The organism is Methanofastidiosum sp. (genome assembly GCA_013178285.1).
In the GTDB taxonomy this organism is placed as follows: domain Archaea; phylum Methanobacteriota_B; class Thermococci; order Methanofastidiosales; family Methanofastidiosaceae; genus Methanofastidiosum.
The window spans coordinates 57,393-71,124 of sequence record JABLXD010000007.1 but is presented as its reverse complement, the minus strand read 5'-3'; the positions used below and the strand labels follow the sequence as shown (position 1 = coordinate 71,124).

At 32.6% G+C, this 13,732-nt stretch carries 17 protein-coding genes; 6 read left to right on the top strand and 11 right to left on the bottom strand.

What is annotated here, in order from left to right; translation table 11 throughout:
* Positions 1-14: 14 nt before the first annotated feature.
* The 3 genes from HPY60_04090 (at position 15) to HPY60_04080 (ending at position 1,613) form a co-directional block, all read left to right on the top strand.
* A complete protein-coding gene (locus HPY60_04090; GenBank protein ID NPV50362.1) occupies positions 15-794 on the top strand; it encodes an acyltransferase in 780 nt (259 codons plus the stop codon).
* A 64-nt stretch (positions 795-858) separates the two neighbouring features.
* Entirely contained in the window at positions 859-1,080 is a 222-nt protein-coding gene (locus tag HPY60_04085; GenBank protein ID NPV50361.1) for an Lrp/AsnC ligand binding domain-containing protein, read from the top strand.
* On the top strand, positions 1,077-1,613 hold the full coding sequence (locus HPY60_04080) for a tRNA (cytidine(56)-2'-O)-methyltransferase (protein ID NPV50360.1): 537 nt from the start codon (positions 1,077-1,079) through the stop codon (positions 1,611-1,613). The genes HPY60_04085 and HPY60_04080 overlap by 4 nt, the downstream gene beginning before the upstream one ends.
* A 621-nt stretch (positions 1,614-2,234) precedes the next feature.
* Here the strand turns inward: HPY60_04080 and HPY60_04075 are convergent.
* The 10 genes from HPY60_04075 to HPY60_04030 all read right to left on the bottom strand — a co-directional run bounded on the left by HPY60_04075 (position 2,235) and on the right by HPY60_04030 (position 10,584).
* A complete protein-coding gene (locus HPY60_04075; protein ID NPV50359.1) occupies positions 2,235-3,095 on the bottom strand; it encodes a 2-oxoacid ferredoxin oxidoreductase in 861 nt (286 codons plus the stop codon).
* 1 nt (position 3,096) lies between these two features.
* Positions 3,097-4,800: a 2-oxoacid:acceptor oxidoreductase subunit alpha gene (locus tag HPY60_04070; GenBank protein ID NPV50358.1), complete on the bottom strand. Its 1,704-nt coding sequence runs from the start codon at positions 4,798-4,800 to the stop codon at positions 3,097-3,099.
* Between the two features lie 100 nt (positions 4,801-4,900).
* On the bottom strand, positions 4,901-5,464 hold the full coding sequence (locus HPY60_04065) for a nitroreductase family protein (protein NPV50357.1): 564 nt from the start codon (positions 5,462-5,464) through the stop codon (positions 4,901-4,903).
* 79 nt (positions 5,465-5,543) lie between these two features.
* A complete protein-coding gene (budA, locus tag HPY60_04060) occupies positions 5,544-6,344 on the bottom strand; it encodes an acetolactate decarboxylase (protein ID NPV50356.1) in 801 nt (266 codons plus the stop codon).
* Positions 6,345-6,379: 35 nt separating this feature from the next.
* Positions 6,380-7,102, bottom strand: coding sequence for an amino acid ABC transporter ATP-binding protein (locus HPY60_04055; protein ID NPV50355.1), 723 nt, complete (start codon positions 7,100-7,102; stop codon positions 6,380-6,382).
* A gap of 58 nt (positions 7,103-7,160) precedes the next feature.
* Positions 7,161-7,826, bottom strand: coding sequence for an amino acid ABC transporter permease (locus HPY60_04050; protein NPV50354.1), 666 nt, complete (start codon positions 7,824-7,826; stop codon positions 7,161-7,163).
* 20 nt (positions 7,827-7,846) lie between these two features.
* The gene (locus tag HPY60_04045) at positions 7,847-8,623 is read right to left on the bottom strand and encodes a basic amino acid ABC transporter substrate-binding protein (GenBank protein NPV50353.1); all 777 of its coding nucleotides are present in this window, start codon (positions 8,621-8,623) and stop codon (positions 7,847-7,849) included.
* A gap of 155 nt (positions 8,624-8,778) precedes the next feature.
* On the bottom strand, positions 8,779-9,393 hold the full coding sequence (locus HPY60_04040) for a zinc ribbon domain-containing protein (GenBank protein NPV50352.1): 615 nt from the start codon (positions 9,391-9,393) through the stop codon (positions 8,779-8,781).
* Between the two features lie 34 nt (positions 9,394-9,427).
* A complete protein-coding gene (locus HPY60_04035) occupies positions 9,428-9,622 on the bottom strand; it encodes a hypothetical protein (protein NPV50351.1) in 195 nt (64 codons plus the stop codon).
* A 50-nt stretch (positions 9,623-9,672) separates the two neighbouring features.
* On the bottom strand, positions 9,673-10,584 hold the full coding sequence (locus HPY60_04030; GenBank protein ID NPV50350.1) for a cation transporter: 912 nt from the start codon (positions 10,582-10,584) through the stop codon (positions 9,673-9,675).
* A gap of 132 nt (positions 10,585-10,716) precedes the next feature.
* Between HPY60_04030 and HPY60_04025 the strand changes: the two genes are divergently transcribed.
* Genes HPY60_04025 through HPY60_04015 form a run of 3 tightly spaced genes read left to right on the top strand, consistent with a single transcriptional unit; the run spans position 10,717 to position 13,383 of the window.
* Positions 10,717-11,940 (top strand): hypothetical protein, encoded by a 1,224-nt coding sequence (locus HPY60_04025; GenBank protein NPV50349.1) that lies wholly within the window; start codon positions 10,717-10,719, stop codon positions 11,938-11,940.
* Between the two features lie 46 nt (positions 11,941-11,986).
* Complete coding sequence (locus HPY60_04020; protein ID NPV50348.1) at positions 11,987-12,589, top strand: cation transporter; 603 nt, start codon at positions 11,987-11,989, stop codon at positions 12,587-12,589.
* A gap of 26 nt (positions 12,590-12,615) precedes the next feature.
* Positions 12,616-13,383 carry a hypothetical protein gene (locus tag HPY60_04015; GenBank protein ID NPV50347.1) on the top strand — a complete coding sequence of 256 codons (768 nt, stop codon included), beginning with the start codon at positions 12,616-12,618 and terminating at the stop codon, positions 13,381-13,383.
* 1 nt (position 13,384) lies between these two features.
* On the opposite strand, the gene HPY60_04010 is transcribed toward HPY60_04015, so the two are convergent.
* On the bottom strand, positions 13,385-13,639 hold the full coding sequence (locus HPY60_04010) for a SemiSWEET transporter (GenBank protein ID NPV50346.1): 255 nt from the start codon (positions 13,637-13,639) through the stop codon (positions 13,385-13,387).
* Between the last annotated feature and the right edge of the window lie 93 nt (positions 13,640-13,732).

Here is a 13,732-nt window from a genome sequence, read left to right as displayed (position 1 = left end):
TCTAAAATAGCTTTATGAAAGTAGGATTTATCCAGATGAATATAGAGCTACTTGACGTTAAAAAGAATGTGGACAATGCAATCAAATTGATGGAAAAAAACGAGGCATCATTGATAGTTTTACCCGAACTTTTTAATACTGGCTATAATTTTAAAAATAAGAATGAAGTCTTAGAAGTTTCTGAAAATATCCCAGATGGCTATACAACAAAAACATTGAAAGATTTTACTGAGGGCAACGATAAAACAATTGTTTTTGGACTATCTGAAAAAACAGAAAAGGGATTATATAATTCTCTGGCCGTTGTTAGTAAGGGAGAATATATTGGAAAATACAGAAAAATACATCTTTTCTTTGATGAGAAGGATTATTTCATTCCTGGCGATTTAGGATTTAAAATATTTGAAGTGGAAGGAATTAAAATTGGCACAATGATCTGTTTTGATTGGTTTTTTCCTGAATCTACTAGAACTTTGTCACTCATGGGGGCAGATATACTATGCCATCCTGCTAATCTGGTTATGCCTTACTGCCCAGAAGCAATGAAAACTATATGCCTTCAAAACAGAGTTTACTCTATTACCTCAAATAGGGTTGGTGAAGAAAGGGGATTAAAATTTATTGGGCAGAGCCAGATTGTAGGTCCAGATGGGAAGATTATTTTCAGAGCTTCAGAAGCTAAACAGGAGAGCTATGAAGTTGAAGTAGATCCATTAAAAGCAAGAGATAAAAATCTTAATCCAAAAAATAACATATTTAACGATAGAAAGCCTGAATTTTATGGCATAATATAGACAAATGGCAACCATCATGCAAAAAGTTTAAAAATATGTTAAATTTAAAAAAGAAGGGATAAAAATGATAGCATTTATACTTTGTGTTGTACAACCCGGAACTGAAGAAGATGTCATTGAAAAAATTTCTAACATGAAGAATGTGATTGAAGTACATGAGCTCTATGGCGAATATGATATGATTGTTAAAGTTAACGTAAAAGAATTAGGAGAGCTTGATATACTCACCAGCTCTATTAGAAGAGTTCCTGGTGTACAAATGTCCTCTACAATGATCAAAAAATGAGCATCACAGTTCTTAGAATTGGCCACAGGCCCGAAAGAGATCATCGTATCACAACTCACGTTGCCTTAGTTTCTAGAACCTTTGGGGCCAATTCAATTTCTATTTGGGAAAAGGATGAAAAAATAAAAAAAAGTTTGGATAGTGTATGTAAGCGGTGGGGCGGAGATTTTTCCGTCAATTTTGAAACATACAAACAAGCTTTCAAAAAATTTGAAGGAATATCTGTGCACTTGACTATGTATGGGATTCCGTTTGAAGATAAAATTGAAGAGATTAAAGATTCTGTTTTTAAAAATAATAAAAACCTTATGATAGTAATTGGAGCAGAAAAAGTTCCAAAGGACATTTATGAAATGTCAACGTATAATCTTTCAGTGACAAATCAACCCCATTCTGAAATATCTGCATTAGCCCTATTTTTAGATAGGCTTTATGATGGAAAAGAGATTAAAAAAGAATTTAAAAATGCAAAATTAAAAATAGTTCCTTCCGAAAAAGGTAAAAATATTCTTACTGAGGAGACTGCGAAGTAGCGGTATCTTCCCACATTCTTTGTTCGTATTTCCATTCTCCGTTTTCCTTTTTATAGAGTTCAACGAAAGATCTTGATTCAGATCCCTGATTGTTCTTTGCAAGTATTACCCCTCTAACTTCTGCATCATTTCCTTGAACTGTTATCTGGCTTATATTTACTATTGTAATATTTGTTCCATCAAATGCAGCTTTATTAAGGAGATTGGATATATCTTCTAATTTAATGCCGTATTTATCCTTAGAATTTTGAGATACTAAGTCATAGTATGCATCAATATTTCTAGTGTTATAATATTCAATGTGTAATCTGACTGCTTCTTCTACTTTGTCCTTTTCGCTTTCTTGAGTGTAGTAAAACCCAGCTATTGTAGCAATTACTAATACTATTGCAACGGCCCCAACTATTGCTATCTTCTTGTTTTCCTTTAAGAATGATTTTTCTTTCTTTGTTGAGGCGACTTTCTTCTCTACTTTTGGAGTAACTGATTTTTTTGTAGCAGCCTTAGTAGTTTTAGTTACCTTTTTCTCAGTAACATCCTTCTTTTTCTTTGTAGCTATTTTATCACCCTGAAATGAAAGAATTAGGTAAGTTTAAAAGATTTATGTCAATTATTTATAACTTAACGCATTTTTGAGTCTATGAATTGCTGTATTATGTTTTGATCCCTTTCTCTAAAACATAATGGGTCTTTATTGTCTTTATATAGGTCATGATTTTCTTCAAACGAATTTCTTTTATTTATATAGAAAATACCAAGAGGGAATTTTTCTGTCTCAATAGATCTCTTGAACGCTTCGATTCTATTGTAAGGATCATGGCTATCCTCAAGATAATAAGTATTCTGTTTAAACCATTCAAAAGTGTTTATTTTATTAAAGGAAGGGCATTGCTGGAATATATCTACTATTGCGTATCCTTTGTGTGAAATAGCTTTTTTTAGAATTTCTTTTGTTTTCTCAATATCTCCCACAAACGCACGGGCAACAAAAGAAGCATTCAATGCTATTGCAACTGCTATAGGATTGAAAGGTTCTAGTATAACACCATCAGTTTGTAGCGTAGTTTTGACCCCTAACATTGTAGTAGGCGAAGCTTGTCCTTTAGTTAGGCCATAAACCATGTTATTATGTATTATATTTGTTATGTCTGGATTCCTTCTTATCGCATGAAGTATATGATTTCCTCCTTCACCGTACATGTCTCCGTCTCCCCCTTCAGCAATAACTGTTATATTTGGATTAACTGCTTTTATCGCTGTTGCTATGGGAACAGCTCTGCCATGTAATGTATGAAAAGTATTATTTTTGAAATAGTGGGGAGTTTTTGCCGATTGTCCAATACCCGAAATAACTGCTAAATTTTCTGGCATTATTTGGAGTTCTGCAAATGTTTCTTTTAGTATTTTCAATAAAGTAAAGTTCCCGCATCCAGGGCACCATGAAATGTCAATATTTTGAATATCAAAATCTTTAGCTTCCATTTTATTCCTCCAAAATATCCCTTATTTTTGTCACAACGTCCTCAACAGAAAAGGGTCTACCGTCATATTTTAAAATTCTATACTTTATATCAAAACCCGTTTCTTTTTTAATAAGATTTGCAAATTGCCCTGAAGCATTATTTTCTATCGTAATAATCTTTTGAGCATTTATTAAGTACCCCATCATTTCTCTTGGTAGTGGGTAAACTTGTTTAAAATAAAGAAATCCCATTCGAGGTTCTTTCAATTCTTTTAGGGCTTCTTCTACAATATTTTTAGTAGATCCCCACCCTATTAAGAGAAACTTATATGCTTTACCTCCAAGTAGTTCGGGATAGATGACCTCATTTTTCAACTGATTAAGCTTTTCTTTGAATCTCTTTTCAACCATCTTTTTCCTTATAATTGCATTTTCAGTTGTATGGCCAGTTTCATCATGCTCATTTCCAGTTTGCACTATTAATCCCTCTCCAAATCCAGGTATACCTCTTGGAGAAACTCCAGTCTTTGTGAACTGATATCTTTGATACTCTTTTTCTGTTTTAATTACATATTTTTTTACCCCATATTTCTTATAATCTAGAGATGTAATATTATACTGGCAATCTAACAAATATTGGTCTGTTAATATAAAAACAGGAATCTGGTATTTGTCTGCTAGAGAAAAAGCATATTTTGATAAATAGAAGCAATCTTCAATACTTCCTGGAGATAATATCACTCGAGCAAAATCTCCATGGCCTGCATATAATGAAAGGTCAAGATCTCCTTGTTCCGTCCTTGTTGGGAGTCCTGTAGCTGGACCTGGCCTCTGCCCTATATGGATAACAACAGGAGTTTCAGACATTCCAGCTAGGCTTAATCCTTCTTCCATCAAAGCAAATCCTCCGCCTGAAGTTGTGGTCATTCCCCTTCCGCCTGCATACCATGCCCCTATGGCCATGTTAATTGCACTTATCTCATCTTCAGCTTGTTCGGCTATAATATCAAATTCTTTTGAATGTGCTGACATAAAAGAAAGAACTCCTGTAGCAGGTGACATTGGATAACCCGAAATAAAATTACATCCTCCTGCAAGAGCTCCAAGTGCAACTGCATCTTTGCCCGACATAAGAATATCTTTTCCCAAATCTCCAGATATTTCGTCACTTCTTCTAGCCTTTATAGAAACTCCAGAATCTATTATATTATTAGCCAACTCATATCCTTGACTAATAGCTTCAAGATTCTTGTTAACTATCTCTTGTCCTTTGCTTTCAAAATATTTTGAAATAAAATCATTTATCTCATATTCTGAAACATTTAGCAATCCGCAAATTACTCCTGCAGTAATCGTATTAGAAAATAAACTACTTCCCACTTTTTTAGAAGTTTTTGATAAAGGTATATCAACCGCATTTGGAATATCGCCTATTACCTCTTTATCTCCAAATATTATTGTATTTTCCGTTATCCTACCTTTTAGATGATTGATAGAGTTTTTACTCAAAGCAAATAATAAGTCAATTCTATCTACATAAGCCCTATTACGTTTTGGAGACACACGTATTTCTGTTGAATTGATACCTCCTCTGACTCTAGACATATATTCTCTTGCAGAAAAGACATTGTATCTTGAAATTTTTAATATTCTTGTTAGAATGTCCTCTATAGTTTCTATACCTTGACCAGCTTCACCACAAAGAACAATAGAAATACCTTCCATTTGATTACCCTCCTATTATATGAATCAAAAAATATAATGTTTTATTAAGATTTTCTATTATATCAAGACACCTTCATTGTATATATAAGTTTACTTGAATTTATTTATTGGCCATGTATTTGTTCATAAAAACAAATTTATTAACTTGTAATCTTTCTGGCCTTTCCTTTTCAACTTCTATCTGATCTTCATTCATTAAAGGATTCATATTAGAAGAATGTTTTCCAACTATAACAAGAGTAATTACATTCATCTCATCAGGTATCTCTAGTATCTCTCTTGTTTTTTTCGGGCTGAATCCTGCGATTGGATGGGCAACTAATCCAATTTCAGTTGCCCTCAATATTATGAACGCAGTAGCCATACCGGTGTCAAATAAGTAGTACTCTCTATCTTTTATCAAACAGTCATTTTCTTTTTTAGAAAATACAGCTATAATCATTGATGCAGCTTTGGCCCATTCATTCCCTTGGGAAAGTGCAGAATGCATTTCAATAAGTTTCTCAGAGTCTGTAACGAATACGTATCTCCACGGTTGATTATTAAAACAAGAAGGTGAAAGTTGAGCACTTCCAGCTAGTGAATTAATGATGTCCGGCGTTATCTCTGCAGGCTCTAAAGATCTATATGCTCTTCTTTTATTTATGGCTTCTTTTACATCCATGATGAATATTAAATATTTGGATTTATATATTTTTATAAAAAATGAGAATTAATAGAAAAATAATACCTACTAGGGCGTCTTATTTTCCTTTCTCGACTGTTTGGACATCTTCTTCATTGCCTTGTCCGGAATTCAAATTGTAGAATAATTTATTTTCTGGGACTTTCATAAAGAAGTTATCGGTATAATCAATATATGCTTCTTGATCTTGAATAATCAATTCTAAAACATGACCTCCAGCTTTTTTATCTTCGGTAATAAAGTGGAAGTGATATCCTGGAACGTTCATATCCCCTATGTATTCAGGCATCCTAAAACCTATCAATGTTCCCCTTACATTGGTGAATTCAAAAGTTTTTTGCCCCTCTATTGCTTTGACTAAGGGCACGTAAGGTGATTGCTGTCTAGGGACGCTTCTAGTCTTTATGTAATCAAAATTACCTTTTACTACCACCATATAATAGAGATTATTTGTAGGTATATTTTCATCAAGATACTCTGTAAATTGCTTGTAATTCAATGGGCCATTAATTTTAACGGATTTATCCAGATCAAAAAAGGATACTACCGCAAATGGAGTTTTTTCGTTATCAGAAATTGGATAGGCTACTCCATCAATCTTTATTTGGTAAAACTTTCCATCAACTTGAATCATTTCCCCATCTAGAGCATTGACTGTTCCAAGTCCATAGTCTCCATGGGCCCCAAGTTCTCCGAAAGTCATGTTGCCATCATAAATTCCTTCTAAAAGAGCTTCAATGGTTGAGTATTGGTAAAGTATATCTTTCTCTATTTTTGGATTAGACCCTTGGCCTATGCAACCTAAACTCAATATCAAACTAATTAAAGTCAACGTTAATATTAAAATTTTTTTTGTCATATTACTATTAATAAAAAAAGAATATTTATGGTTTATTATAGTATCTTTGATATAAATGCCTGAGTTCTTGGATTCTTTGGATTTTCAAATAGCTCTTTAGGTTCATTTTCTTCGATTATATATCCTTCATCCATGAAAATAACTCTATCTGCTACTTCTTTTGCAAATCCCATTTCGTGGGTGACAACAATCATAGTCATTCCCATTTTTGCAAGTTCTTTCATTGTTTCGAGAACTCCTTTAACAAGTTCTGGATCTAGAGCAGATGTAACTTCATCAAACAACATAACATCAGGATTCATAGCAAGTGCTCTTGCAATTGCAACTCTTTGTTGTTGCCCTCCAGAAAGTTCATGAGGATAAGAGTTAGATTTGTCTTCAAGTCCCACCTTTTTTAGTAGTTCTAATGCTTCTTTCTTTGCAACATCTTTGGAAATCTTCTTAACTTTTATCGGGGAAAGAATCACATTGTCTAGTACCTTCATATGCGGGAACAAATTGAATTGTTGGAATACCATTCCAACTTTTGTCCTTAACTCATGAACATCCATATCTGGAGAATAGATGTCCGTTCCTTCTAGTATAATTTGGCCCTCATCTATTTTCTCCAACCTATTAATACATCTAATCAAAGTACTTTTACCTGATCCAGAAGGTCCGAGAACTACTAAGACTTCACCTTTCTTTATTTCAAGATTAATGTCCTTCAGTACAACTAGATCTCCAAAAGATTTTTTTACATGTGTCATTTTTATCATAGGAGCTCCATTTGAAGTTCCATTTGTAAATTTAGATTTTTTTCTTTTGAGAGTATCTCTAATCATGTATTTCCCACCTCTTTTCAATGTATTGGACTGCCCTGGAGAGTGGTATAGTAATACAAAGATAAATTAATGCAACGCCAAGTAGTGGCGTCCACGCATCATAAGTTCTTGAATAAACAATCATACCACGTCTTAAAAGTTCAGAGATAGCTATTACTGAAACAAGTGAAGAATCTTTTAATAAAGCTATAAATTCGTTTCCTAAAGCCGGGAGAATATTTCTAGTTGCTTGTGGCAATATTACATATCTCATTGTTTGTATATAATTCAATCCCAATGAAATCGAGGCTTCAGTTTGTCCCTTTTTAATTGATTTAATTCCTGCTTTAAATATTTCAGCGATATATGCACCACTGTTAATAGATAAAGCAAGTATACCAGAAGTATATTGATCGAGATTTACCCCTAATGCAGGTAATCCATAATAAACTATCATTATTTGGACCAAAAGCGGCGTTCCTCGGATGAATTCAACATACAGCGTAGCCGGGGCATTAATAATTCGATAGTGTGAAATTCTTGCAATACCCATCAATAGTCCGATTAAAGTTCCTATAGCAACAGAAAATGCAGTAAGCTGAACAGTTATAGCTGCACCCCGTAATAACTCTGGAAGTATTCTTACAAATAAATCAAATTGAAATCCTAGTCCCACCACTTTGGTCACCTTTTTCTTTTTTATTCTTCAGACCAGTTAACTATGTATTGGTCGTATATTTGGTCGTAGGTTCCGTTTTCTTTGAGTTTTTTAAGGGCTGCGTTTACTTTCACGAGTAAGTCTGGATTGTCTTTTGGAATTGCAATTCCATATTCTTCTACTGTAAGTAATCCACCAACAATCTTGAATGCTGTAGGGTCACTTGCAACGATAGGCTTTGAAACAACGTCATCGTTAATTACTGCGTCTAATTTTCCGTTTTTCATGTCTAGAAATGCGTCTGGCGCATGGTTGTATCTCTTTACTTCTTTTATGTTTTTGAGTTCAGATGCGTATAGATCTCCTGTAGTTCCAAGTTGAACGCCAACTATTGCGCCATTTAGGTCATTAATTGTTTGCACGTTGCTGTTGAATGGAACGGCCATGCTAAGACCGGCATCAAAGTATGAATCTGAGAAGTTAACTGTTTTCTTTCTTTCTTCAGTTATAGTCATAGCAGACATGGCAATGTCAAATTTTCCAGAATTTAGTGATGCAATTATTGAAGCAAAATCAGTATCAACGAACTTTGGCTTAAGTCCTAGTTCTTTAGCTAAAGCTTCACCCAAAGCAATATCAAAACCGTAGAAACTTCCATCAGCCTTCCTTATTTCAAAAGGGGGGAACTGAGCTTCAGTACCAATGGTAAGGTATCCTTCTTCTACTAATTTTCTGCTTTGTGTACCAGTACATCCACTGGCTGCAACGACAGCCAATACCAATAGTAATACAATGCTTATTTGTCCTATTCTTTTCATTCTTAATACCTCCGTTTTCGTACTCCCATGTGGAAGTATGTTAAAAAGTAATATCAATCACTAATAAATGTTTCCCTTGACAATTTATTTAGTTACAATATTACGAAATTCGTAATAGAATTAATTTAATAGAAAATAGATTAAAATAAAAAAAGTTATAATCTATTGCCGCAATTAACGCAGAACGAAGTATCTTTTTTATTTTGGTATCCGCATTGATTACAAAACTTAATATCTTTATTTTGTGGTGGATTGTTTGTGTTTTGATTTGAAGTAATAGGTGTTCCAGTAGTTGTAACATTTTGCTGTTGATTTACTGAAACATTAACTCTGCTTTTGTCTTTATCGGGGGATATTGCTCCACCTATGATACATAGAATCGCGCCGACCCAGCCCAAATAAAATCCAATTGCTAGAAATCCAAATATTAATGCTCCGGCGTAAAGAAAACCTGCTATTGTTAGTACTACCATTCCTCCAGGACCTGCTACTGATCCCCCAGATTTTTTAATGATTGCTAACAAACCCCCAATAACAAGTAGGAAAAATCCTGCAACCATCAGTGCTAAGGTCATAGCAGCCATTCCGTAGGATGGATTTATTTGAAGTAAAAAGTTCTGCATAGTTGCGTTATTGGTAAAATTCATTAACACAGCGTATGTAATCTCAAAAATAGAGTACCAGCCATCAATAAAATAAAAGAATGGCAAAAAAGCAGCTACAATTAGTATAATACCTCCTAATAAACTAATAATACGACTTTTATCCATGCATATTATCTTGATTTTAATTTTATATACTTTTCTATTTCTCTCTTTTTTTTCCAATTATTTTTCTCATTAATTTAAATTTCTCTATAACTATTGGTTCATCTTTAAAAATATCCGACAGTTCTTTGAAGTCATCCACACCAATCATATCTTTAGCTGAAAAACTATTATGTTGAATATTTAATTTTTTCACTCTTTCAATACGAGAGCCTGGAGAGTTATCAACCATTAAAAATCCTCTTGATTTTTTAGTAACAAAATAATTACTATCTCTACAAATTAATTTTTATCATCTGGTTCAATATGGATAGTGATAAGAGTTTCAGGGCCAAGATAATTTCTTATTTCCTTTTCGGCCGTATCTGAAATTTGATGAGCTTCAACGATGTTTAGAGATTTATCCACCAAAATATGTATGCTCATAGAGTAATAATGTCCTATATGCCTTATTCTTAATTTATGAAAATCTTTAACTCCATCAACATTTGAAATAACTTTTAATAATTCTTTTTTAGTTTCTTCATCCACTGATGTTTCAATTAACTCCTTCACACTATCTCTTAATATTTCAATTGCAACTTTAAGGATGAGCACACTAACAAAAATAGCAGCTATGGGGTCTAAGATTCGCCATTTTTCCCCTAGAAAAATTGCGCCTCCAATACCTATCATAGTACCTATCGAAGAAAATGCATCGGACCTATGGTGCCAAGCATTTGCAATAATCAATGAGCTATTAATATTTTTACCTACTTTTATTGTATACCTATACATTAATTCCTTGACTATTATTGACACTATTGCGGCATAGAAAGCAATATTTTCGGGTTTTGCCAGTATAACGCCTTGAATAGACTTTAATAGTTTTTCAGTTCCCGAAAAAACGATAAATAAAGCTACAACTATTAGCATCAGGCCTACAATTGCTGTTGACAAAGTTTCTATTTTACCGTGACCATAATTATGAGACTCATCTACAGGCTTTTTTACGTATTGAAATCCTAATAGAACTACAATATCGGATGCAGTGTCTGAAATAGAATGTACTGAATCAGCAATCATCGCAGTGCTTTGACCAAGTACTCCAGCAATAAATTTGAAGATTGTTAGAACTATATTTACAAGAAGTCCAATTAATGTTACTCTTTGACCTTTTTCAGTTCTATCTAATCTTGGTGATGCCTGAGGCATATATTGGACTATTCTATTTGTTTTAAATATTTGTTCCCAAGTAATTGGTTATACTATAATTCTTGGTAGTCAAGGTAGCCTATAATATATTATACTTAATTTTTTAATTGAGTTTCTGATAATATATTTATCATGAGAAGAGCCATTATTTTCTTATTATCCTTGAGTTTAATTCTATTCTTTGGGCAATCTGTTTATGCAACTTCCTACCACATATATCCTGGCGATGATTTGGCGTATACAATTACCCAAAATACATGTAGCTGGGACATTGTATACATACATGAAGGTATCCATACTCTAAAAGACGATGTAAATATATCTGGGAAAAGCCTTCCCATTGTGGGCGATGGCTCAGATAAGACCATAATTATTCTCGATGATCACAAATTTAATATCTATAAGACTCAAAACAATGCAAATCCAATGATAGTTACAATTTCAGGTATTACATTCAAAAATGCAAAAACTTCTGAGACCATCATTTTTGAAAATTATCTCCCTAACACTTCTATGAATCTAGTTTTATCTGATTGTAAATTTGAAAATATTGGAGATGTTGCATTAATTTCTGCCACATATGTTGTTAGAAACTATAAGATGACAATTAATAGATGTGACATCTATTATGGTGAAAGTTCAGCACCTGAAGTAGGCGAGGTCTCAATAAGAGATGGCGGCTCAAAATATGATTCAATAAATTTAGAGATAAATAACTCAAGTTTTTCAAATTCTTCTAGTCTCACTGCATACTCTTTTTCTCCAGAGAGTCTTATTGATTTAAAAGTTCAAAATTCAGTGTTTTTCAACAATAATACTGGTATCCAAATTTTTGGTCCAGTCGAGCTTTACTCTAAAAATAATCTTTTCGCTAGTAACTTAAAAGGAGTTCTAATTGATTCTGTAAATTCTAAGGGCGTTTTGATAAATAACACAGTTGATTCTAATGGCTATGATTCTGGATTTGGTATCTATAATAAAGGAGCTATTGAACTTCAAAACAATATTATTTCAAATAATAATTATGGAATTTATAACGATGGACAAATAGTTCAAAGAAAAAATATCTTATGGAAGAATAAAATTAATTATGGTATTGGAGATAATGACTTTATAATTTCTGATCCATTATTCACAATTGGTCCCGGAGGCAATTATTATTTAGGAGGAGAGAGTAAAGCAATCGACACAGGTTCTGATACTTCTTCTTTCTTTAAATTAAATCGAAAGACTACTCAAGTTAATGAAGTATTCGATAAAGGTATAGTTGATATAGGATATCATTATGAATCTAATTTTATACCTCCCATATTTTCTCGTTTAATTGATATATTTTGTAAAAATTGCGATATTTAGTTTTTTATTAAGATAGGTTTATATCCATTTAAAGGTGGGATTTATTATGGAGAATCTATATAAGAAAGGATTGTTCCTTGAATACTTTACTGTAGCATATAATATATTTGAGGCATTTTTTTCAATAATTTTTGGAACACTTTCAAATAGTATAGCTTTAGTTGGATTTGGGCTTGATAGCGTAGTTGAATCTTTATCTGGGATTATATTGATCTGGAGATTAAAAAAACACGGTTTTGTAGACGAATATGAAGAACTAAATGTGGAAAAAAAAGCAACTAAGTTAGTTGGATTAACTTTTCTTATCTTAGGTTTTTATGTATTAATCGAATCAATCAGAAAAATCTTAATAACCGAAAAGCCTGATCCTTCGTTAGCAGGAATAATTATTTCAATAGCATCGATTTTGATAATGCCAATCCTTTTTTATCAAAAAAATATTATTGGAAAAAAAATCAATAGCAAATCCCTTATTGCCGATTCAAAAGAAACGCTTGCATGTGCTTTCTTATCTTTACCCCTTTTTTTCGGGCTATCTTTGAATTATTTTTTTGGATTCTGGCAAGCTGATCCGATAGTTGGGGTAATAATTTTTATATTCCTTATAAAAGAAGGAATTGAAATTATGAAAGGAGCAGATAATGATTAATATTTGTATTTTATTGGTGTGATTAAATGAAACCTTTTTCTGAAAGTTATATTAGAAACTTGGCGGATGAGCCAACTATAAGAATATTAGATTTATGGAAAAAATATTCTCAAGACATTCTTGGATATCCAATAGAAATTATGATAGGCAACAGGAAAGATAATCCTGAACTAAAACATATACCTGGAGAACTTAACAGCGCATACCCGGGCGTGATAGATGGAAGAGTAGTTTTGCCCATATGGCTTGAAAATCCAAAATCATTCGATCCTTTATTGATAACTCACGAAATAGGACATTGGATCTTGATGATTAGAGGATTCAAAGGATTAGCCAATAAATATACTCAACAAATGGGGATAGACATAAATATGAATTCTCTAGCTCAGCATCCACCTCTTTACAAACTTCAGAGAGAAAATGGGCACGACCCTCAAAAAATGATTGATACAAGAGCAAAATCTAATCTTAATAATTTGACTAGGGGCCCAGAAATCATGCTAGGGGACAGGTGGGCAGAATTTGCACTTTTATTTGCAGACGATGTATTAAATTGTTCTGAAGAAATTAAAGAAGATTTGATCGAACTACTTAAAGAAGATTATCCAGTTACCTTTTCTTTTCTAGAAAAAATATTAAATTTAGTAGCAAAATATGACCTTAACGATCCTAAATCAAATCTTGCTTTTCTAAAAAATCTAGTTAATACTATTTATTTAGGTGAAGGCTGGAAAGTAATAGATGAAGCAGTTGAACTAAAAGAAATGATCAAAGAATGTAATGGAAAAAACTGAGTTATTTGTATTTTATTTTTAATCCTAGGACAATAAGTACTAAAAACAGAGATATACCATTTGCCAATATAATTGGTAGATCGTTTCTAAAAATACCATAAATTAACCACAAAAATATTCCTAGAGAAAGAAAAGTCCACATCCAAAAAGAAATATCTCTCGTTTCCTTTAATTTAATAGTCTTTATCACTTGAGGTAATGAAGAAACGGTAGTAAGGAAAGCAGCAGTTAGACCAATAATACTAGTATAATCCATAATTATAAGAATTACTAGTTAATGATATATCTTTCGGTTACTTTTTTTAGATAGAATAATATATCTCAAAAAACTTAATAAACTTTATTCAGA